Source organism: Microcoleus sp. PH2017_05_CCC_O_A, assembly GCF_020738785.1.
Lineage (GTDB): Bacteria > Cyanobacteriota > Cyanobacteriia > Cyanobacteriales > Microcoleaceae > Microcoleus.
Genome location: NZ_JAEQCB010000170.1, coordinates 1 through 20,278, shown reverse-complemented (window position 1 = coordinate 20,278; position 20,278 = coordinate 1). Strand labels below are relative to the sequence as shown.

The following is a 20,278-nucleotide window of genomic DNA, read 5'->3' as shown; positions in this document are numbered from 1 at the left end:
CTTTCATCGGAGCCACGAGACTCACAAAAAAACCCGGTTTCTGTGGTCTAAATGCGTTCAATGGGTGCATCTGGGTTTTGAAGAGGGCGAAGCATGACCGCATATAAGTTATTAGTTATAATCCCATATTGACTGCGGTCATGCTTCGCCCCTACAAACATATTTGCCTTGCACAGGTCGCTGCACCCAGTTCAAGACTATTAAATAAATCACCCGATTTCCAATTGTTCACTCACAACTCAAAACAATTATCTATGACTCTCAACTTGCTAGACACAATCGGTAACTGGAATTCCCAGTTATTTCGAGAACTTAAAGGCCGGCTGAAAATGGGCAATATTGCGATCGCCAGCGTCCTTTCCCTCAGCAGTCAACTGGTGCTGTTTTTGTCGTCGAGGAGCCAGATACCCGTTGCGCCTCTTCCCAGCGATTACAAGTACCCCATTCATCACAGATTCTGCACTGGATTTGATGGCAATCCCAAAAGTGATGCAATCAAGTGTATCCAAGATGCGGCAGGAAATTTCATCATTAACTGGCCCTCTTGGTGGCTAGAAATATTCGTTTACCTGAGCATATTTAGTGCGATCGCACTTTTAGTAGCCGGCACTTATATGCTTGTGAGCGACTTAGACAAAGAGGAACGTCGAGGTACACTCAACTTTATTCGCCTCAGCCCCCAATCTGCCAACACAATTTTTCTGGGTAAAATTCTCGGCGTCCCAATTTTACTGTATCTGGCAGCAATTCTTGCTGTACCGCTGCACCTGTACAGCGGATTAGCAGCTCAAATACCTCTGCATCATATTTTATGTTTCGACATAGCAATGGTAGCTAGCTGTGCTTTATTTTACAGCGGTGCAATGCTATTTGGTTTAACAACCAGTTGGTTGGGAGGGTTTCAGCCTTGGCTGGCTAGTGCTGCGGTTTTGGGTTTTATTAGCACAGCTTTTAAGGCACCATCAGTCGGCAATGCTGCGGACTTGTTAGCATTTTTCTCTCCGGCTGCTGTCTTGAAACAGGTAGCTTATCAAGTTAATGAGTCATCCCATTCTAACCTTAACTGGTTAACTGAGGAGTTCGATAGTCTGGAATGGTTCCATTTGCAGATTGGCAAAAATCTTGTGTCTTCTACCGCCTTATCTTTATTGATTTGTGCAGTGGCAACCTATTGGATATACCAGGGATGGCAGCGTCGCTTTCCCAACCCCACCGCAACTGTTTTGAGCAAGCGACAAAGTTATTTGCTGGTGATTTCCTATCAGTCAATAATTTTAGGATTTGCACTCCAATCAAATAAATACTCCCTTGATGAAATCGTCTGTTTGTCGATCCCAAATTTGATGGTTTTTTTAGCTTTGATTGCGGCTTTAACCTCGGAAAGACAAGCTTTGTATGATTGGGCGAGGTATCGGAAACAAATCGTTCCGAGTAGTCAGAAGTTGTGGCGCAAATACCCAATACTCGATTTAATTTGGAGCGAAAAAAGTCCAGCACCAATTGCAATAGCAATCAATCTCCTCAGTTCGACAATGATTTTAACACCTTGGCTGCTGGTGAATCACACCGCTTTTCCTGCGATGATTGCGTTTATCAATCTTATCCTGATTTACGCCGGCCTCACTCAGCTATTCATGTTCGCAAAAATCCGAAATCAAGCAGTTTGGGCGACTTGTACAGTCGGAGGGGCTATCCTTTTACCACCAATTATTTTGTCTGTGCTTTCCCTCTACCCAGCAAAAGCTCCTTTCATTTGGCTGTCTTTAGTATTTCCCATCTTTGGATCTTCATCTGCCTTGAGAGACCAGTCAATATATGACATTTGTGTCTCGATACTCTGCCAGTGGACTGTGTTGGTGCTGCTGAATCTGCAATTGAGGAGGCAACTCCGAATCGCTGGGGAATCGGCATCTAAAGCTTTGCTGAAGGCTTGAAAAAGGGAGAATGCAGTGCGCCCCGATCGCAATCGGTGGGCATTCCTGACCTCAAAAACCCGGTTTCTTTGTAGATTTATCGTCAACGCAAAACTCGTAGAAACCGGGTTTAAAGCTATCTTTGGAGCGGCAATTAAACTCTCCGAAGTCTTGTTCAGTTTGTTGATTTAAAATTCTAAAATTTCTCTAAGTACACTCTTTAAATCCGCATCAGCAGGACGTTTTGAAAACTGCTCGTGACTGTAAATCCAAACGAGTTTAATAATACAAGTAGTTGCGTTAACTAAGTACATTAGTCTAATCTGTCCCGAAGCTCCTTTAGCAATCCTAAAATCTATCTTGTGAAATGTCCATTCTTCTGGCAACTTAATTTTTCCCGGTAAAGGCTCATTACGGGAATTGTTTGGATATTGGTAATCAATTAATTCTTCCAAAACTTTTGAAATTATTTCAACAAAGCTAGCTCCGTGAATTTTTGCAAGTTTTTTAAAGGAACGGTTGAAATTGTCGGAAGCTTCAATCGAGAAGGGAGTTGAGCCACTCATGGACTTCTCCTTTTTCAATACGATTTGATGATTCGGAATCAAAGGTATCCTTCAAAACTTCAGACATTGCTAGTTCGTATGCGGGGTGCTTGCGCTCTATCAAATCGAGCTTCTGATAACCTAATGCTTTCATGTCTTCGAGAAGAATTGGCTCCGTTGAACTTGCTTCAGGAAGTAGACCTTTACGAGCTTTTTTCCAAGGAAATTCACCGTGAGTCATATTGCTTAATCCATAAGCATGATAACCACCGAAATATCCCCAAATTTCTTCTAAAAGCTCTTGCTTATCAGAGGTAAGCTGCAATAAGGATTCTTTGTTAGGAATAGGTAGCTGGCTAGCTTCAAACTCACTGTAAAACCTATAAGCAGGAGGACAAACAGGGCCGTAGCGCCATGCTTGGATTTCTTCTCCAAAGAAGGCCTCATCATAGAGTGCCAAATGCAAGCTCTGTGCGTAGTATAAAAGCTTCTGAATCTTCATATTAGTCATGTCAGCTTCTATACCATCTTCATAAGCTCTGATAATGAAGTAGCGAGCCAAATTGAGACAGTCGATCATAGCTCCGACCCTCAGTCTAGAACAAATACTTTTCGATCGCCAGATTGGCAGCATATCGATACATACTATTATAATTGAAACTGAGTCGCGAGTGTAATATCAAATCAGCCGATCGCACAAATGTAAATTCGATCGCCCATTCCAATCGCGATCCGCCTCTCATAAGCTAACTATACTTGCGGCCGCGCCACTGAGTCGGCTGATTAAACGCAGAAATTAGAATCCGCACAAACGCTAACGGATCGGCTAAAGGTGACAGCCAAAATAGCCATTTACCAGAAGCTTGGGTGCGATCGTAACTCGGAGCGATCGCAAAACACAAAGCCGATCGCACCGCAACCAAAAATACATTCAATCCCCACAGCCCAAACTGCCCAGATACAGCGATCGCAGGTAGGGAACCCGATAGCAAATACCAAAGGACGATCGGCACCGGCAAACCTTGAACCGCCAACAACAGCCACAAATCGCCCCAAATTTGACCGCTAGAAGCAGCATCTTTGAGATCGAGCGATCGCCCCCATTCATTCCAAGTCTCGATCGCCCCCTCATACATCCGCACCTTCAAGACTTTCGCCCCATCCAAAAAGCCCACCTTAAAGCCCTGAGCCGCAGCATAGCGAGCCAGAGTCACATCATCGCAAAAAGAACCTTTTGCGACTTCATAGCCCCCTAAAGCCACCAAAACCTCGCGCTTGCAGAGGAAACACTGACCGTTTGCCATCACCCGTTCCGGCACATCCCCGCCAGTTCCCGTGGGGCCGAAGCGATACACCAAAGTCATTAACAGCGCAGGTTGCAGCCACAACTCGCCCGGATACTTGAGAATGAACTGCGGCGACAGCGAAATCAAATCGTAATTTCCAGCAGCAGCAGTTTTGAGCAAACTCGCGATCAAACCCGGATGCGGCTGAGTATCCGCATCTATCCCCAAAATCCACTCGCACTTCTCGGAAGTTGCCAAAAAACCCCAATTCAGCGCCCACGGACGCCCCACCCAACCAGGCGGTAACGGATCGTCGTTAATTAAGCGAAACCGGGGGTCTTTTTCGGCGGCAGCTTTGACTAAATCCCCTGTTCCATCTACCGAATAGCTGTCAACAACTACCACCTCTCGGAGCTCGTAACTTTGGTGACTCAATCCTTCCAAACAAGGTGCAATTCTTTCTGCTTCGTTCAAAGTCGGCACCACCGCAGTACAAGCACCCAACAAGTCCAGCGTCGGGGAATCTGGTTCCAGGGGCGGGATGCGCGATGGGCCTTTAATTAACCGCGACATTAAAAGGGCGGTAGCGGGTAATTGCAACAGCAAAAGTGCGGCAGGGATGATGATTGTAAGGTGGTTAGGATCGATCATAGGATTTTAGATTTTAGATTTTAGATTTTCAATTGAATAATTTGGAATTACGGCTGGTGTCAATTTGAAAAATTTAATCAACTTTTGATATCATGTCCTATCGATTACCACAACAAAAACGGTTCGTAGTGCGGACTTTAGTCCGCAAGATCGGAGCGGACTAAAGTCCGCACTACGAACGAATATTATTGCGGTTAATTGACGATCGGACACGATATGACATCAAACATATTACAGGAATTTGGCATGAAAATATAATTGCTGAAAAACCCGGTTTCTTGTTAAAACCGGGTTTTTAAATTAGCTCAAAATTTCCTGTGAATTTTTGCCAAATCAGCAGTGAGCTCGTGTCCGCTCAATTACCATAACAAAAACGGTTCGTAGTGCGGACTTAAGTCCGCAGCCTGAGTGCGGACTAAAGTCCGCACTACGAACGAATATTATTGCAGTCAATCGACCGGAAACGATATGATTCCTCATCAGCCGCTTACTTCCGCAAAGCGCCTACGCGCTGAGATGGAATTTCAGCTTTGAGAGCAGATTCCAAAGACGGAATTGCTTCTGTTATGTCATCTGCTGCGGGTTTAGCGATCGAGCTTAATACGATCGCCGGAACTACACCCAGAAGCACAGCTAGCGATGTTGGGAACCAGAACCGAGAATCCAAGGAAGTGACAGTGATAATTGCTCCGAAAGCAAAGTTTACCAAATAAACAATTAAAGGCAAACTCAATTCCGATCGCTCTAATTTTATCGAAGTTTTTCTCCAAAAGAAAGCTGCGGAGGACATAAACAGCGCCCCGGTGCCCATCCAGCCCGCCAAATTGCGGTAAGGCATCCCAAAGAAAGCGCCAAGTTCCTCAAACTCCCAAAAAGGTACAGAAGTTTGACTCATCGCCGGATCTAGTACAAAATCCCAAGCTGTCAATAATAGAGCGCCAAGGGCGATCGCGCCTATTTGGCGCACCCAATTCAATTCGCCTTTACCACCAGCCAGCCCAGCGCGAGCAATTATATATGAAACCAGTCCTAGATAAAACCACGACATGGGAATTGTAAACGGCACCAGCCCTGCAATTTTGTAGCCCAACCCGCTTAAATAGTGGTAATGGCCGAAGGGAAAACCCGTACTCGTTCCCAACAACTCGCTACTCAAAGATAAAAACACAGAAGGCAGCAAAAATGTCAGAGTTGCACCCAGCCCCAACGTCCGATAGGCATAGAGAGCAACCGCTGCTGCGCCAAAAATGATATAAACTACTCCACCCCCAGCCATCCCCCATTGGAACAAAGTTTGTCCGGCGGGCGATAAATTCATCACGAATTCGGGATGGGGTAAAATCAGCAGCAACCCTGCCAATCCAAAGGCCATTGACAAGACGTGGGCAATCAGGCAAAAGCGCTCAGCTATCAAAAGTTGCTTCATGGGACTCCTCGAAAAAATATTAGATGCAGAAAGCACTCGTTACAGTTTACAATTTTTTACAATAAACCAACACCAATAGGGCACCGGCATTTTTCCAAGATTTGCGCCCAAGCCCGAGAAACCCCGTTGCTGATTGAGTGTCTGGTTGCAACAAGCCTATACAAAATTGCAAAAATAGCTGGGAAGATCCCCAGAACCCGTCCCAAAAATCAGCAGTCATTACACAAATTAGGTACGTTGTTGGGATGCGAGCCCTCTTTGCTTAGATCTTATGAAAGAGCGCTGAAGCGCAACTACATACCTTGATGGGAGCACTCTTTGCTGAGATCTAGGAAAGAGCGCTGAAGCGCAACTACGTACCTTGGCCCAAGCACGAGCCAATCTTCGATCGATAATTTTGGTAGTTTCAGATTTCTTTTCCCGACAATAAAACCACCCAACTAAGAGGGCGGGCCAGGGGGCACCGCCCCTACAAACTGCTTTCGGAGTCAACAGTCAACAGTCAACAGTCAACTTATTGCCAATTCCCTACTAGCACGAAAGGCGCCCAGAAATAAGGATTTTGATACTCTTCGTTTTGCAGCAGGGTTAATTGAGCGTTGCGGAGGGCTTCAGCTTTGCTGGCTTTAGAACCACCAAGCTGGCGGTAAAACTCAGTCATAAAAATAGCGGTAGATTCGTCGTTTACTTGCCAAAGGGTGGCGACTGTGCTGCGAGCACCCGATCGAATTGCGGCGCCAGCTAAACCCAATGCGGCCCGGTTATCGCCGGAAGCAGTTTCGCAAGCACTCAACACCAAAAGCTCGATCGGCTGTTGTTTCTCCCCAGTGCGCGATCGCAAAAGTCGATCGAACTCCTTAACATTTACTTTTTGATCCCAAGTCACAATAAAAGTATCCGCCGCATTCGAGCTAAACTGACCGTGAGTTGCTAAATGGACGATCGGGTAAGACAAAGCTTTAATGCGATCGTGCAACTGCGTGCTGACAAAATCTTGATTCAGCAGCGCACTCGCCGGCATCTGGGCTGAAATTTGTTCGAGTTCCTCTTTCACCCCCGGCAAAGCCGAGAAGCCTTGACGCGATTCCGACAAGCCACCTGTTAGCACTTTTAACTTTACTTGGCTGAGCGGTTTCGGTGCCAGCAATTGCAGTCCCGGCGCCAAAGCAATACTGTATTTTTCTACCAAAAACTTTTCGCCATCGTGCAGCACTGCGATCGGCAGATTTCGCAAGTAACCATCGAGCACAAATACCAGCGTTTTAATCCCGCTGGCAGTCAAATCGGCTTCTGCGGGGCGGATTAACCAGTCGTAAACCTGTTGAATAGGTGGGAACCTGTCGCGCACAAAAGCAGAAGGCCTGATGGTATTTTTGGCTAGTCTGAAGGCTGTTTCTAACTCGGATTGAGACTTCTTAGTCGTATAGCGGCGCAGAGGCTTGCCGGGAATTGACAAAATTACCTCCAAACGATCGCTCAAAATAATTGGGTAAATCACCGCCGCCGTCGGATCGATTTCCTCGATCGACTTTGGTTTAGCATCAGCACAAGCATCCCGAAAAAAGTTATCCAATTCCGCCAACTGCAAAGATTCCACCGTTTGGCGAGCCTGTTTTAACTTATCTTGAGTGGGGGATTCATCTTGCAACAGCAGCCCGACTAATTCCCGATAAACTGGTTCGGCACTTTCCCGAAACGAAAATTGCACTTCGGGATTAACTGTTACCAAATCGCCGCGCAGAGAAGACAATACATTTACAGCTTGAGTATATTGAACGATCGCCCCTTCTGTATTCCCCTGAGCTTTCCGAATCCGTCCGAGTTGCCACAATAATTGATAGGCAATATCGGGAGATTGAAACGCCGGTGCTAAACTCAAAGCTTCAAGAGTCAAAGTTTCAGCTATAGAATGCTGTTGTTTGAGTTCGTAAACCTTGCCCCTAGCTCCTAAAATATAAGCTTGTATTCGTTTGTCGCCCAAACGGTTTGCCGATTCCCCAGCCAAGGAAAGCATTTGAGCGATATCGCTCAAACCTGGAGTACCGATTGGTAATTTATCCAATTTAATCAAGGTCTGTGCTAGATTAATTTGAGCGTAAAGCCCAGCACGATTGGAGGGGAATTGAGCGACTTGAGGTTCAAGAGAACGCCACAAAATCTCTGCTTCTGAGGCATTTTGGCTATCTGCAAACAGACTCAATTGATTCAACCTCGCCTGCATCCCGATAGTTGATTTCCCCGGCATCGCCTCTGCCGCTAGAGCATAATATTCTAAGGCGGAGCGTTCCAAATCAGTCCGCTTTTCCATACTCAAACCCGGTTTATTGCTTTTAGCCCGGGCTGTGTTTCCCAAATTCAAATAAATTGCAGCCTCTTCTTGTGGGACACCTATTTTTCGGGCTGCTTCCATTCCCGCTGACAGCAAATCCTCCGAGCGTTCCAGTTGTCCCAAAACCCGCAGCACCCTGGCTAAAGCATTAATTGCCCGAATATTTTCTAAGGAAACAGATTGATTTTTCAAACTTACTAAGCCTGCGGGCAAAACTTCACAGGTTTTGTTTTCCAGGTTCAAAGAACCTAACAATATTTTGCAAGCTCTGGGGTAAAGTCCGAGAGTTTCCCAAGCTCGACTTTGATTGATTTGAACTTGCAAAAGTTGATTTTTGCTATCAATTTGCTCAAAAAATTTAGCAGCTTGCGTCCAAATGTCGATCGCATCTTGAGTCTGCCCCCGTTCGAGTTTAATCTGTCCTTGAATGTTGAGAGTTTCCGCCCAAATCCGCTGCTGTTCGGGAGTTTTGGGTTGCGCCCGCACCACCGACAAACTCGAATTCACAGCTTGTTCTGCTTGTTCCCAAAGCGCTAGTTGCCCGTAGGTTGCAGCTAAATTGCTCAAAGCCGCCGCGCGATCGAGATTTTGACCTTTTGCCTCAAATTGCGTCGCCGCTTGCTGTAACAGCGGCACAGCTTCGGAAAAACGTTCTGAAGCATACAGAGTTCGAGCTTGTCGGACAAGCTGCACCGCTGGTGGTGACCGCATCTGAGCAACTGCGGGAGGAATCGCCACCGCTAGCAGACAGGATATCAGAAATAAGAGAATTGCTTGTCGGAGCGATCGGGTAAATTTCATATTCAAGCACTTGTAGGAAGACGGGGAGAGAGTGGGAGAGGGTGAAATAGGGCATTAAAATACAATAGGCTTGGGTTATAATTGTCATTGCGAGGAACGAAGCAATCCCAGAATCTATTTTTCACATTGCTTTTTCCCCCTGTACCGTCCTAAGTAAACTGTATTGGGTGATAATTGTCATTGCGAGGAACGAAGCAATCGATACGGTTTACTTAATGCTTTTTTGTCATTGCGAACGTCCACGCGCGGCAATCGCAGCGTCTATTTTTCACCTCGTTTTTCCAACGGACTGTCTTAAGTAAACCGTATTGGCTTATACACGCACGCGAGCGGGGACGCACGCGAGCGGGGACGCTCGCGAGCGGGGACGCACGCGAGCGGGGACGCTCGCACTATAGCAAAACTGAGATGCTCCCATCGCAGAATTTATTTTTCACATGGCTTTTGCTCTCTTGGCGGTCTGCTCTCAATTGTATTGCATTAAAATAGACAATTTAAATTCAGTACACCACTTACCAATCACCAATTAATCGGGTGCATCTGGTTTTTGAAGCCTGAAGAAGCATGACTGCATATAAGTTATTAGTTATAATCTTATATTCACTGCGGTCATGCTATAGCCCATACAAACATATTTGCTTGCATTGAGATGCACCCAATTAATCCGCGTTTATCCGCCGTAAAAAACATCTTGTCAGCGCGACGGACAAAGAGAATTCGATCGAGGATTGCGAGACTCAGCAGCATTACCTGGATTGTATCCAACCAGCGTCACCTCCCCTTTCTCATTCACCACCCAACCGCGCGCCGGAACTACTTCCCGAGCTTTTTTTTCCCTTTCTTCCTTCGGACTTCTATCCGTTACATCCGTTACATCCCGTACAGCGCTCGTTGCCGAACTTCCTTCTGCTTCCACCCACGGAAACGGCGTTTGTGCGCTACCAAGAAAGTCATTAGGACTCGGTGGCACTCCTCCTTTCCCCGTGACAGTAAACTCGTTATCGGCTCCTTCAACGCAGGGATTAGCAGCAATTAACGCAGCCGGATTCACCACATTTTGTGGCAACTCTACTAAACCTTGAGCGGGATTTACCCCAGAAGCAGTAAATGTTACCGCCCCTTGCAAAGCCGGGCCAGCACTTTGAGAAATCGCGGTGATGTCGCTACTTTGAAGCAGAGATGTGGGACTGACTTGCAAAGCTGCAAATTGCGCGTCACTGAGATTCAACCTGCTTCTGACTTGTTCCCGGCCAACTGCTGCAAAGCCCAAGACATTCGGGACATTAACATTGACGCGGCCGCCACCTGCGGTGCGGGCGTTGGCGGTGATGTCGCTGTTTTCTTGGGGGAGGGCGAGCAAAGTATTGCTATTAATATTGATATTGCCACCTTCAGAAGTACCCGCATCGGTGGTAATTCGACTTCCGCGGCGCAATTGGATGTCTCGTGCTTGCAGGTTAATATTTGCTCCGACACCGGATGCACTTCTACCATCAATGCTACCTTTGTTGTCAAGGCCGATCGCATTTGCGACAATATTGATATTACCAGCGCGCCCGGTTCCCAAAGCTTGCACCGTCACATTGCCTTCATTCCGGACAATCAATCGATCGACATTCAAGTTCACCGAACCTGCATTTGCCGTAGCATTGGGATTATCACCCGTCGCCTTGCCAACAGAAGCATCAATAGAACTGTTAAAACGAGGATTACCTAAACTACCATTTACTTCGACGCGATCGGCATTAATCGTAATATCCCCCACGTTTCCTTTACCCGAAGAATTAGAAGAAATGAAGCCCCCATCCCGCAGAATCAGGTTTCGCGTGTCAATGCGGATATCCCCGGCCCGGCTAGAACTAATTGTTCCAGAGGAAAAAGCACTAGCAACTTGATTCCCATTGCTCAAAACTTCAGAAATACCTGCAATTTCTACTGATTCGCTAGCCCTAACAGTTAAGTTTCCTCCTGGCCCCCCATTCGTAGAGAAGATAACTCCGCCAACCGAAACACCGCTCCCCAAGGTGAACGCGGAGCCCCCAGAAAGACTCAGCCGTTTTGTATCGATAGTGATATCTCCCGCCTTTCCGGTAGAGCCGATGGTAAGCGTGCTGATGCCGCTTGCGACAGCAGTTTGAGAAATGGTGTTCGACAATTGTACCGATTCAGCAGCTTTAATTGTTATATTTCCCGATCGGGCAGCGTTGTAGCTAGTGCTGGCGAGAATAGCACCATCGCGCAGGATCAATCTTTGGACATCAACGGTGATATTTCCTGCCGCACCGGTACTCCCTTTCGTTGTTGCGTTGTTGCTCCCAGAACCCTGAATCTCAAAAGTATTCGCACGGATGCTTAAATTTCCACCATTTCCAGCACCAAAAGCTATGCCGCCAAATATTGCACCATCCCGCATCAGCAGGCGTCCAGTATCGATTTTAATGTCTCCGGCTGCTCCAGCGCCAGCAGTAGCATTAAGCAACACAAAGTTCGCAGCTAATGGGTCGATTAGTCCCGATGCCAGATATTTAATTACAATCTGTTGAAAGCCCTCAATTCCCAGCCCGCTGATTTCTATTGCATCAGCAGCACGCAAATTGATATTACCTCCAGCACCATCTCCAAAAGTGAAAGTAGACAATTGCGTCCCGTTTTGCACTTGCAACTTTTGGGTGTTTATATCAATACCTTTTCCATCAATATTCCCGAAGGTGAGCGCATATATTCGTGCAGCATTGATGCCGATATTTCCACCTTTTAGTTCTACTCTACCGCCACCTATTCCACTCGTGTTAATCAGCGTACTATTGGATATTTGAATATTGCCAAAGTTTTGAATGTTGCCATAATTTAAACTTAAACTCCCCTGCTGTGGACTCGATGTCAGTGCCAAATCTACTAAACCGGGACTGGCTACGCTACCGAGTGCAATTTGTCCGCCACTAGCAGTTAAATTGCCACCTGGGATTTGGATGTCGCCACCAATCAGTGCTAAAGTCTGACCCTTGTCTACTGCTAAGCCAACTCGATCTGTAATCGGAATCGCTACGGGAGATGTTGCTGGGAGATTGACTGTTCCTGTAGCTGTGGATTGATTGACAATTGTACCGGGATTGTCTCTAAATCTCAGACCAACTGGAATATTAACTGTTAACAGCGGGGATGTTTGCCCTGTGGTGCTGCTGAATTCAAAGCCGTTATTAAATACAATACTCTCAGCAGTTGATGCGACAAATGAACCGCGCAAATCTAACCGAGCGTTGGGGCCGAAAATAAGTCCTCTGGGATTGATTAAAAATAAGTTGGCATTGCCTTGGACTCCGAGGGTTCCTAAAATATTTGAGGGTTGCCCGCCCGTGACGCGGGTGAAGATGTTAGCAATTCCGCTGGGATTTTCAAAATAAGCTCCCTCTCCACTTTTGATGTTAAATTCTCGAAAACTGTGAAATAAATTCACGCCGCGAGTGGCACCACCAGTGATTCGCTCTGATGGTAAGTTGTTGATATTATCGGGTACAAGGCGCGAACTTTCTGCTCCCAAGCTGCTGTCGGGGACGATTTGGGCGATCGCACTTTCAGCAAACAGACACAGGTAAAAAAATGCAAATAATATCAGGTTCCGTCGATTGACCGCAACAAGTAAAGTTCGTAGTGCGTCCTGGTGTCCGCAGAATAAAAGCGGACTAAAGTCCGCACTACGAACCGTTTTTCTTTTCGTAATCGACCGATCTCGATCTAAAAGGTAAATCACTCTTAAAATATAGTATTTGTCTCGGTCTTTGAGTTCATTAATTTGGCAAATCTGCCATAAGTAGAGATATTGGAAAATCATAATCAACCTTTTGTTAGCTAACATTCGGTCATAAAATTTCTAGCATTTGCCCTGTTTGTAGTTATCGAGGCTGACAAACAGAATCAGGACGCCTCGTGCGCTGTGGAAATTGACCGGCAACTTCCGCAGCCACCAGCGTAACTTCCCCTTTCTCATTCATCACCCAGCCTTGAGCAGGAACAACTTCCCGATCGGGAATTTCACCTTCTTCCCTTCTTCCCTTCTTCCTTCTTCCTTCTTCCTTCTTCCTTCTTCCTTCCTCTTCTATTTCTATCCACGGAAACGGTGTTTCTGTGCTACCCAGAGAGTCATTGGGGCTAGGAGGCACTCCCCCCCGACCAGTAACAGTAAACTCGTTATCGGCTCCTTCAATGCAGGGATTTGCCGCAATTAATGCAGCCGGATTCACCACATTTTGTGGCAATTCTACCAAACCTTGAGCGGGATTCACCCCAGAAGAACTAAAAGTAACAGTACCTTGCAAAGCCGGGCCTGCACTTTGAGAAATCGCGGCGATGTCGCTACTCTCAAGCAGAGAAGTAGGACTGACTTGCAAAGCTGCAAATTGCGCGTCACTGAGATTCAACCTGCTTCTGACTTGTTCCCGGCCGACTGCTGCAAAGCCCAAGACATTCGGGACATTAACATTGACGCGGCCGCCACCTGCGGTGCGGGCGTTGGCGGTGATGTCGCTATTTTCTTGGGGGAGGGCGACTAGAATCTGGCTGTTGAGATTGATGTTACCGCCGTCGGAATTACCTGCATCGGTAGTAATCCGGCTGCCGCGTCGCAACTCAATGCTTTTTGCTTGCAGGTTAATATTTGCACCCGTACCGGATACAGTTGTGCCGTCAATGCTGCTTTTGGCGTCAAGGGAAATTGCATCTGCGACAACATTGATATTACCAGCCCGTCCGGTTCCCCTAGCCTGCACCGTGACTGTAGCGCCATCCCGAACGATCAATTGACGGGTATTAAGATTCAATTCGCCAGCATTCGCCGTCGGGTTGGGACTATTAATCGGGAACCGGCTGCCGACAGAAGCATCAATTGAACTGACAGATAAACCGTTACTGCTGATGCCACTGACTTCAATGCGATCGGCATTAATAGTAACATCACCTCCATTTCCAGCACCAAAAGATCTCGTAGAAATTAGCCCCCCATCCCGCACCACCAACCTCGGCGTATCGACGCGGATATTCCCGCCCCGACTAGAACTCAAAGTTGCAGAACTCAGCGCACTATCAGTGCGATTCCCGCTAGTCAAAACAGGAGAAATTCCTGTAATTTCCACTGACTCGCTGGCCCTAACTGTTAAGTTTCCCGCCGCTCCGCCGTTCCTGGAAAACAGAAAGCCCACTAATATACCTGTTCCTAATGTAAAAGCAGAACCGTCAGCAAGACTCAAGCGCTTGGTATCAACCGTAATATCCCCTGCTCTGCCGCTAGAACCGATACTGAGAGTGCTGATTCCAGTTGATATAGCAGTTCTGCTACTGGAGTTGGACAGTTCTACCGATTCAGCAGCTTTTACGGTGATATTTCCCGACGGCCCGTTACTGTAACTCGTACTGCCGAGAAGGGAACCATCGCGCATAATTAACCGCCCAACATCAAGGTTGATGCTTCCTCCGGCACCGCTACTATCTTTAGCTGTGGCGTTGTTGATTCCAGAACTCGCGATTTCAAAAGTGTTGGCGCGGATATTCAGATTGCCGCCATTTCCAGCACCTAAAGTAATGCCGCTACCTACTACCCCATCGCGCATCAGCAGCCGTCCGGTATCGATGTTGACGCTTCCCCCATTTCCGGCGCCAGCAGTACCGTTAAAAAACATAAACTTAGGGTCAAAAGGGTCAACTGTTCCCGATAGGAGATATTTAATTACAATTTGTTGAAAGCTCTCAATTCCCTGCCCGCTCATTTCTACCGAATCAGCACCGCGCAAATTGATATTACCTCCAGCACCATCTCCTAAAGTGAAAGTAGACAATTGCGTGCCATTTTTTACTTGCATTTTTTGGGCGTTTATATCAATACCTTTTCCGCCAGCATTTCCAAAGGTGAACGCATATATTTGTGCAGCGTTGATACCGATATTTCCACCTGTTATTTCTACTCTACCGCCACCTGTTCCACTCGTGTTAATCAGCGTACCATTGGATATTTGAATATTGCCAAAGTTTTGAATGTTGCCATAATTTAAAGTAAGATTACCAGGCCCGGATACACCAGGGGTTAGTGCCAAATCTACTAAACCAGGACTGGCTACGCTACCGAGCAAAATTTGTCCGCCACTAGCGGTTAAATTGCCGCCTGGGATTTGGATGTCGCCGCCAATCAGTGCTAAAGTTTGACCCTTGTCTACTGCTAAGCCAACTCTCTCGGTAATTGGAATCGCTACGGGAGATGTTCCTGGGAGATTGACTGTTCCTGTAGCTGTGGATTGATTGACAATTGTACCGGGATTGTCTCTAAATCTCAGACCAACTGGAATATTAACTGTTAACAGTGGGGATGTTTGCCCTGTGGTGGTGCTGAATTCAAAGCCGTTATTAAATACAATACTGTCAGCCGTTGAAGCGACAAATGAACCGCGCAAATCTAATCTTGCATTGGGGCCGAAGACAATTCCTTTCGGGTTGATTAAAAATAAGTTGGCATTGCCTTGGACTCCGAGGGTTCCTAAAATATTTGAGGGTTGCCCGCCCGTGACGCGGGTGAAGATGTTAGAAACTGCGCTGGGATTTTCAAAATAAAGTCCCCGCCCTTCACCGATGTTGAAGGAGCGGAAACTGTGAAAGAGATTAGAGCCGCGAGTTGCGCCTCCTGAAATGCGATCTGAGGGTAAGTTGTTGATTGTATCCGGTACAAGGCGCGAACTTTCGGCACCTAAAGTGCTGTCGGGGATGATTTGGGCGATCGCACTTGCGGGAAATAGCAACAGGAAGGCAAACAGTAGGGAGTAATGTAAGCGAGGCATAAAAAAATTATTTTTAGGATAAAGTCGATCTGTGTAAGCTCATCTCGTTTCTCTAAAGGTTTTGCATTTGGCTGCTAATCACAATTTGCTCTACAGTGATTTCTAGTTCGGGAAAAGTTTTAGAGATAATGCGCTCATTACCTGTAAAACTTTGAACTAAATAGCGGTCATTTTCCAAAGAGTAAACAAAAACTGTGGGAATTTTGGGATTACCTAAATAAGCCCTAGAAGCGATAGCTAAATAGTCCACAATCCAATATTCACAAATACCGAGCCGTTGATACTCATCCAACTTATCAACATAGTCGTCTTCCCAGTTAGTTGAAGTTACTTCTACTGCTAATTGTATAGGTTCGGTAAGGGCTCCGTAGCCGCGGACATTGCTATTCCATACTGATGCCTTGACCACGCCGACATCAGGATTTCTGCCTTGCTCTTGCCCCCTCGCTGTTACAGTTCTGAAAACTATATCTTTGTCAACGATATAGTCAAGTTCCAAGCGCCTGATTTCATCGTTAAAGCCAAATACTAGAAATCGTGCTACATTTTTATGAGCTCTGGTTGCTTCCACTTTGACAATCTCTCCATTTACAAGTTCGTAGATGCCCGATCCGTCGGGGTACTTTTCGATAAACTCTACAAATGTTAGTTTAGTTTTTGTCTGAACCATAAGACAAGCCCTCTTGTGTTAACTAGGTTAGGATTTATATCGTTTCCGGTTCCATTATAATTATATATTTGGATCGTATCAGTGCGATCGCGATCCAAGTAGCGATCGAGACCGCCACTTAATAAAATTTGACTGTCAGCGCTAAAATGTGAGAAATTTATCAAAGGTTTTGAATGTAAGATCGTTGACCGTTGCACGATCGTGATTTAACCACAGAGAACGCAGAGAACACAGAGGGAGATAAGAGAGATGAAAAATTCTGATGCTACGGGATTTGATATAACTCAGAGGAGAAAGAGTCATGAGTTTGAATGAGTTACCGGGAACAGAGCTAATTCTACCTGGTCATGGAGAACGCAATCGTTCATACTAGATGGTAGACACCTTCAATCTTAGGAGCCGTCTATGTTGCTAGAAGAAGTCAAAGAGCAGGTCTTCAAACTGCCACCGAGCGATCGCCTTGCGTTAGTGAGCGCCATCATTGAGTCCTTGCAATATCCGCCAGTTACCAGGGGCGATCGTTCTGGTGCGATTCAGCGGATGCGAGGCTTGCTAAAGACAGACCAACCCGCACCGACAGATGAGGACGTGGCTGCAATGTTGGAAGCGCGACGAGTGGATTTGCTACTATTGGGATATTGAATTTGAAGATGCTTATGACACTGACAATCGTAGCTGAACGGGCTCCTTTAAATGCAAATGAAGATGGTGTGATTCTCGTCGGCAAAACTCGCGTTACATTAGATACTGTAATCGGTGTTTTTCAGCAGGGCGCGACCGCAGAAGAAACTGTTTATCGCTATCCGTCTCTGAATCTAGCTGACGTTTATGCCACGATCGCCTTCTATCTCAAGCACGAATCGGAAGTAGAAGCGTACTTGCAACAGCGACGGCAGCAATCGCAAGAGATTCGCACTATGAATCAAGCAAAATTCGACCCACAAGGCTTGCGCGATCGCCTGCTTGCCCGCAAAACAGCGCAAGAACCATGTTAAAATTTCTTGCTGATGAAAACTTCGACAATACGATCGTTCGAGGGTTATTTCGCCGTAACCTAAAGCTCGACATCGTTCGCGTACAAGATGTTGGGCTGTCAGGGAAAGATGATCCAACCGTCTTAGAGTGGGCAGCGCAGGAAGGGCGTATTCTGCTGACTCACGATGTCGCTACGATTACTCGCTATGCCTACGATCGAGTGAGGCAAAGTCAGCCGATGCCAGGGGTGATCGAAATTAGCACGGATGCTCCGATCGGACGAGTGATTGAGGACATTCTTGTCCTTGTAGAGTGCAGTCAGGAGGGAGAGTTGGAAGGTCAAGTTCAGTACCTCCCGTGGTGAAAGGATTAACTAGGGAAACTCAAATGGCAATTAACACTTCTTTAGAGAAACGGCTTGCAGTAGTGGAAGCAGCGATCGCCCAGTTGCAGAACCAAATTGTAGCTTCTCAACCGACGAATTGGTTGCAGCAAATTATAGGGTCTTTCAAAGATGAACCTGCCTTTGAGGAGCTACTTGCCTATGGACGAGCGATTCGCCAAGGGGATGAGTCTCTCCTCAAAGCTCAAGATGAGCTATGAAATATTTACTGGATACAGATCATCTGAGTATTCTTCAACGTCAACTGGCAAAGATGGATGCTTCGATTATATCCAGTATTGCACCCCAACTGCCATACAATTAGCTCTCTAATTTTTGTGAGTTGGCTAAAAGAGGATATTTACTAGGCTTGCCTTTTCAAAAATCTGTGCTAGATTAGTAGATAGGTTCTGTTGAACCTAATTAATCGTTCTGTTGAACAAAGGAAAAGTGAATTATGAAAGATAAGCAGCAAGTTCAATTCTCTGCCAAATCTGCCTGTCGCGTGTTTCAAGATAGCGACGATAAGCGGCAGCTTTGGTCTTTAACATTAGCAGTTAAAGATTTACCACAAGGTTTTCCTTTCGGACCAAATGCTAGGAATGCTGACCTGACTGCAAAGCCTGCAAAGGCTATGCTAGAAACCTTAAGGTTAGAACCGCAGCAGTTTATCTATAACAACAACGGAATTATGCTGGTTGTTGACTCCCTTCAAGCGAAACGAGTTGAGGGCGGAGACTTTAAAGTCCGAATCATATACAATGAGCCGAACGAAGAAACAGAAGACTTTCTGGGGCACGGTGTTCTTAATGGAGGACACACCTACAAGGCTCTGATGCACGCTCTATATGGGAAGCACAAGCGAGGAGAAAATTATCCAACTATTCACGAAGCTCATGTTCAAGTCACGGTAGCAGTTGGGGTTGATGAAGAGAATGTTGCAAGTATTAGTCGTGCCAGAAATCTATCCAAGGCAGTGCCAGATTATGCACTAAAGAATCTTGAAGGGGACTGGCAGGCAATTGAAAAGCATTTACCTCCAGAATATCGCAAAAATGTGATTTTCAAGCCAAATGAATTTGAGGATAACCCAGATAATGCTCCAAAATACACTGTCGTGGATCTTGTTCAACGACTTGCTTTGCTGAATAATGAGCTGTTTGATTTCAGAAAAGAGAGTCATCCCATAACTGCCTATACGGGCAAGGGTTCTCTTGTAAGTAAATGGAGTAACAAAAATTACGAACATATTCTCCCTTTGTTACCTGAGATTTTGTGGTTGGAGGAAAAAGTTATGGAGACTCATCAAGCTCTGAATGGGCACAGTAGCAATGGCAAAAAGATTGTCATCTCTAAAGTCAGTGGATGCAGTAATCAACCATCTACTTTGATTACAGGGCGAACCTTTAACCTTACTGTTGCACCACCGTTTGTGATGCCTGTTTTAGCAGCTTTCCGTCTTTTGATTAAAGATGGTCAGTGGATCAGTCCTGTGGAAGAATTGTGGGAGAAATATGGAATGATGCTTGTCGATCGCCTTTGGGATACATATAAAGCCGAAGCACGGTCAAGCGCGGCTTCTTTCGGTCGTTCCAAAAGTACTTGGAATACTCTCACAAATATAATTGCCATGAAATTTGTCCAAATCTAATTGAGTCTTCAGTAGAGGGCTAACAAGTCGAAGAGGCAGATGGTCAGAAGATTTAGGTTTCGATCGCACTCAACGCAACCTACAATATTAAAACGGAAAATAATTGATCCGAAAGTAGAAGCCTTTTTCCTGGAAAGTTCGATCGCCCCCTCGGACATTAATCAAAGGAATACCATAGTCTAAACGCACATTCAGCCGATCGCCCATTTGCCACACCAATCCAACACCCGCACCCAAAAGTTTGTCAGAGTCAGCATTCGCTTTTTCTCCGGAATTGTTCCAGCCTACCCCAAAATCCACAAACGGAGCGACTTGCAACAATCCTTTGACTTTCGGCACGCGCCAAACTGGGATACGCACCTCTGCCGGTATCCGCGCACGCTTTGCACGCCGCCGATCCCGATTTGTTCGAGGGAAAGCAGCGGGCGATCGGCGAACTGAATGTCGGAACGCACTATTAGCAAGGTTTCCGGCGCTAGCAGCCTCACGTACTGCGCTTGTCCGCGCCACGCCAGGAAGCGACTGTCAGGGCCGCTATCGTTCGCAGTAGCACCCAAAAAATTGGTACCGATGGAAAACTGCGATCGCGCTGCGAGCACTTGTCGGGTATTCCGCTGCACGTATTCTTGAAAAAACCGCACCGCCGAAACCCGCGTTTCGCCGCGCTCGTTTGCTCCCGCTGACAGCGCAAATCTTTCTCCCAACAGGAATGTATCGCTTTCTTGGCGCGAAAAAGTTACTCCCACAGCCAAAGTGCGATCGGGCTTTTCGACGATCGGCTGGCGGTAAGTTAACTCGTAAGTTCGCGATTTCCCCTCAATTTCCGCAGCATCA

Annotated in this window: 17 protein-coding genes; 6 read left to right on the top strand and 11 right to left on the bottom strand. The window is 46.4% G+C overall.

Annotated elements, in window-relative coordinates; translation table 11 throughout:
• The first annotated feature begins 254 nt into the window (after window positions 1–254).
• Window positions 255–1,934: a hypothetical protein gene (locus JGK20_RS28885; RefSeq protein WP_293217905.1), complete on the top strand. Its 1,680-nt coding sequence runs from the start codon at window positions 255–257 to the stop codon at window positions 1,932–1,934.
• Window positions 1,935–2,101: 167 nt separating this feature from the next.
• Here JGK20_RS28885 and JGK20_RS28880 read toward each other — a convergent pair whose 3' ends face one another.
• From JGK20_RS28880 to JGK20_RS28840, 9 genes are all read right to left on the bottom strand, one after another.
• A complete protein-coding gene (locus JGK20_RS28880) occupies window positions 2,102–2,479 on the bottom strand; it encodes a hypothetical protein (RefSeq protein ID WP_293179151.1) in 378 nt (125 codons plus the stop codon).
• Window positions 2,451–3,038: a type II toxin-antitoxin system antitoxin SocA domain-containing protein gene (locus tag JGK20_RS28875; RefSeq protein ID WP_293179154.1), complete on the bottom strand. Its 588-nt coding sequence runs from the start codon at window positions 3,036–3,038 to the stop codon at window positions 2,451–2,453. The genes JGK20_RS28880 and JGK20_RS28875 overlap by 29 nt, the downstream gene beginning before the upstream one ends.
• A 16-nt stretch (window positions 3,039–3,054) precedes the next feature.
• Window positions 3,055–3,201, bottom strand: a complete 147-nt coding sequence (locus JGK20_RS28870) for a hypothetical protein (protein ID WP_293179157.1) — start codon at window positions 3,199–3,201, stop codon at window positions 3,055–3,057.
• Window positions 3,202–3,204: 3 nt separating this feature from the next.
• Window positions 3,205–4,395, bottom strand: coding sequence for a 2'-O-glycosyltransferase CruG (cruG, locus tag JGK20_RS28865; RefSeq protein WP_293179160.1), 1,191 nt, complete (start codon window positions 4,393–4,395; stop codon window positions 3,205–3,207).
• A gap of 487 nt (window positions 4,396–4,882) precedes the next feature.
• Window positions 4,883–5,821, bottom strand: a complete 939-nt coding sequence (cruF, locus tag JGK20_RS28860) for a gamma-carotene 1'-hydroxylase CruF (protein WP_293233033.1) — start codon at window positions 5,819–5,821, stop codon at window positions 4,883–4,885.
• Between the two features lie 514 nt (window positions 5,822–6,335).
• Window positions 6,336–8,951 (bottom strand): CHAT domain-containing protein, encoded by a 2,616-nt coding sequence (locus JGK20_RS28855; RefSeq protein ID WP_293233031.1) that lies wholly within the window; start codon window positions 8,949–8,951, stop codon window positions 6,336–6,338.
• A 694-nt stretch (window positions 8,952–9,645) separates the two neighbouring features.
• A complete protein-coding gene (locus JGK20_RS28850; protein WP_293179169.1) occupies window positions 9,646–12,780 on the bottom strand; it encodes an S-layer family protein in 3,135 nt (1,044 codons plus the stop codon).
• A gap of 61 nt (window positions 12,781–12,841) precedes the next feature.
• The gene (locus JGK20_RS28845; protein ID WP_293179172.1) at window positions 12,842–15,766 is read right to left on the bottom strand and encodes a filamentous hemagglutinin N-terminal domain-containing protein; all 2,925 of its coding nucleotides are present in this window, start codon (window positions 15,764–15,766) and stop codon (window positions 12,842–12,844) included.
• A gap of 52 nt (window positions 15,767–15,818) precedes the next feature.
• On the bottom strand, window positions 15,819–16,436 hold the full coding sequence (locus JGK20_RS28840; protein WP_293179175.1) for a Uma2 family endonuclease: 618 nt from the start codon (window positions 16,434–16,436) through the stop codon (window positions 15,819–15,821).
• A 405-nt stretch (window positions 16,437–16,841) separates the two neighbouring features.
• Between JGK20_RS28840 and JGK20_RS28835 the strand changes: the two genes are divergently transcribed.
• The 5 genes from JGK20_RS28835 to JGK20_RS28815 all read left to right on the top strand — a co-directional run bounded on the left by JGK20_RS28835 (window position 16,842) and on the right by JGK20_RS28815 (window position 19,444).
• Window positions 16,842–17,078, top strand: coding sequence for a hypothetical protein (locus JGK20_RS28835; RefSeq protein WP_293179178.1), 237 nt, complete (start codon window positions 16,842–16,844; stop codon window positions 17,076–17,078).
• Window positions 17,079–17,092: 14 nt separating this feature from the next.
• Entirely contained in the window at window positions 17,093–17,431 is a 339-nt protein-coding gene (locus tag JGK20_RS28830) for a DUF433 domain-containing protein (RefSeq protein ID WP_293179181.1), read from the top strand.
• Entirely contained in the window at window positions 17,425–17,775 is a 351-nt protein-coding gene (locus JGK20_RS28825) for a DUF5615 family PIN-like protein (RefSeq protein ID WP_293179184.1), read from the top strand. The genes JGK20_RS28830 and JGK20_RS28825 overlap by 7 nt, the downstream gene beginning before the upstream one ends.
• 23 nt (window positions 17,776–17,798) lie before the next feature.
• Window positions 17,799–18,014: a hypothetical protein gene (locus tag JGK20_RS28820; protein ID WP_293179187.1), complete on the top strand. Its 216-nt coding sequence runs from the start codon at window positions 17,799–17,801 to the stop codon at window positions 18,012–18,014.
• Window positions 18,015–18,250: 236 nt separating this feature from the next.
• Window positions 18,251–19,444, top strand: a complete 1,194-nt coding sequence (locus JGK20_RS28815) for an AIPR family protein (RefSeq protein WP_293179190.1) — start codon at window positions 18,251–18,253, stop codon at window positions 19,442–19,444.
• 87 nt (window positions 19,445–19,531) lie between these two features.
• Here the strand turns inward: JGK20_RS28815 and JGK20_RS28810 are convergent, their stop codons facing one another.
• Window positions 19,532–19,783, bottom strand: a complete 252-nt coding sequence (locus tag JGK20_RS28810; RefSeq protein ID WP_293233029.1) for a BamA/TamA family outer membrane protein — start codon at window positions 19,781–19,783, stop codon at window positions 19,532–19,534.
• Window positions 19,729–20,278, bottom strand: a 550-nt coding sequence (locus tag JGK20_RS28805) for a ShlB/FhaC/HecB family hemolysin secretion/activation protein (RefSeq protein WP_293233027.1), incomplete at its 5' end; no start/stop codon positions are given. The genes JGK20_RS28810 and JGK20_RS28805, both read right to left, overlap by 55 nt.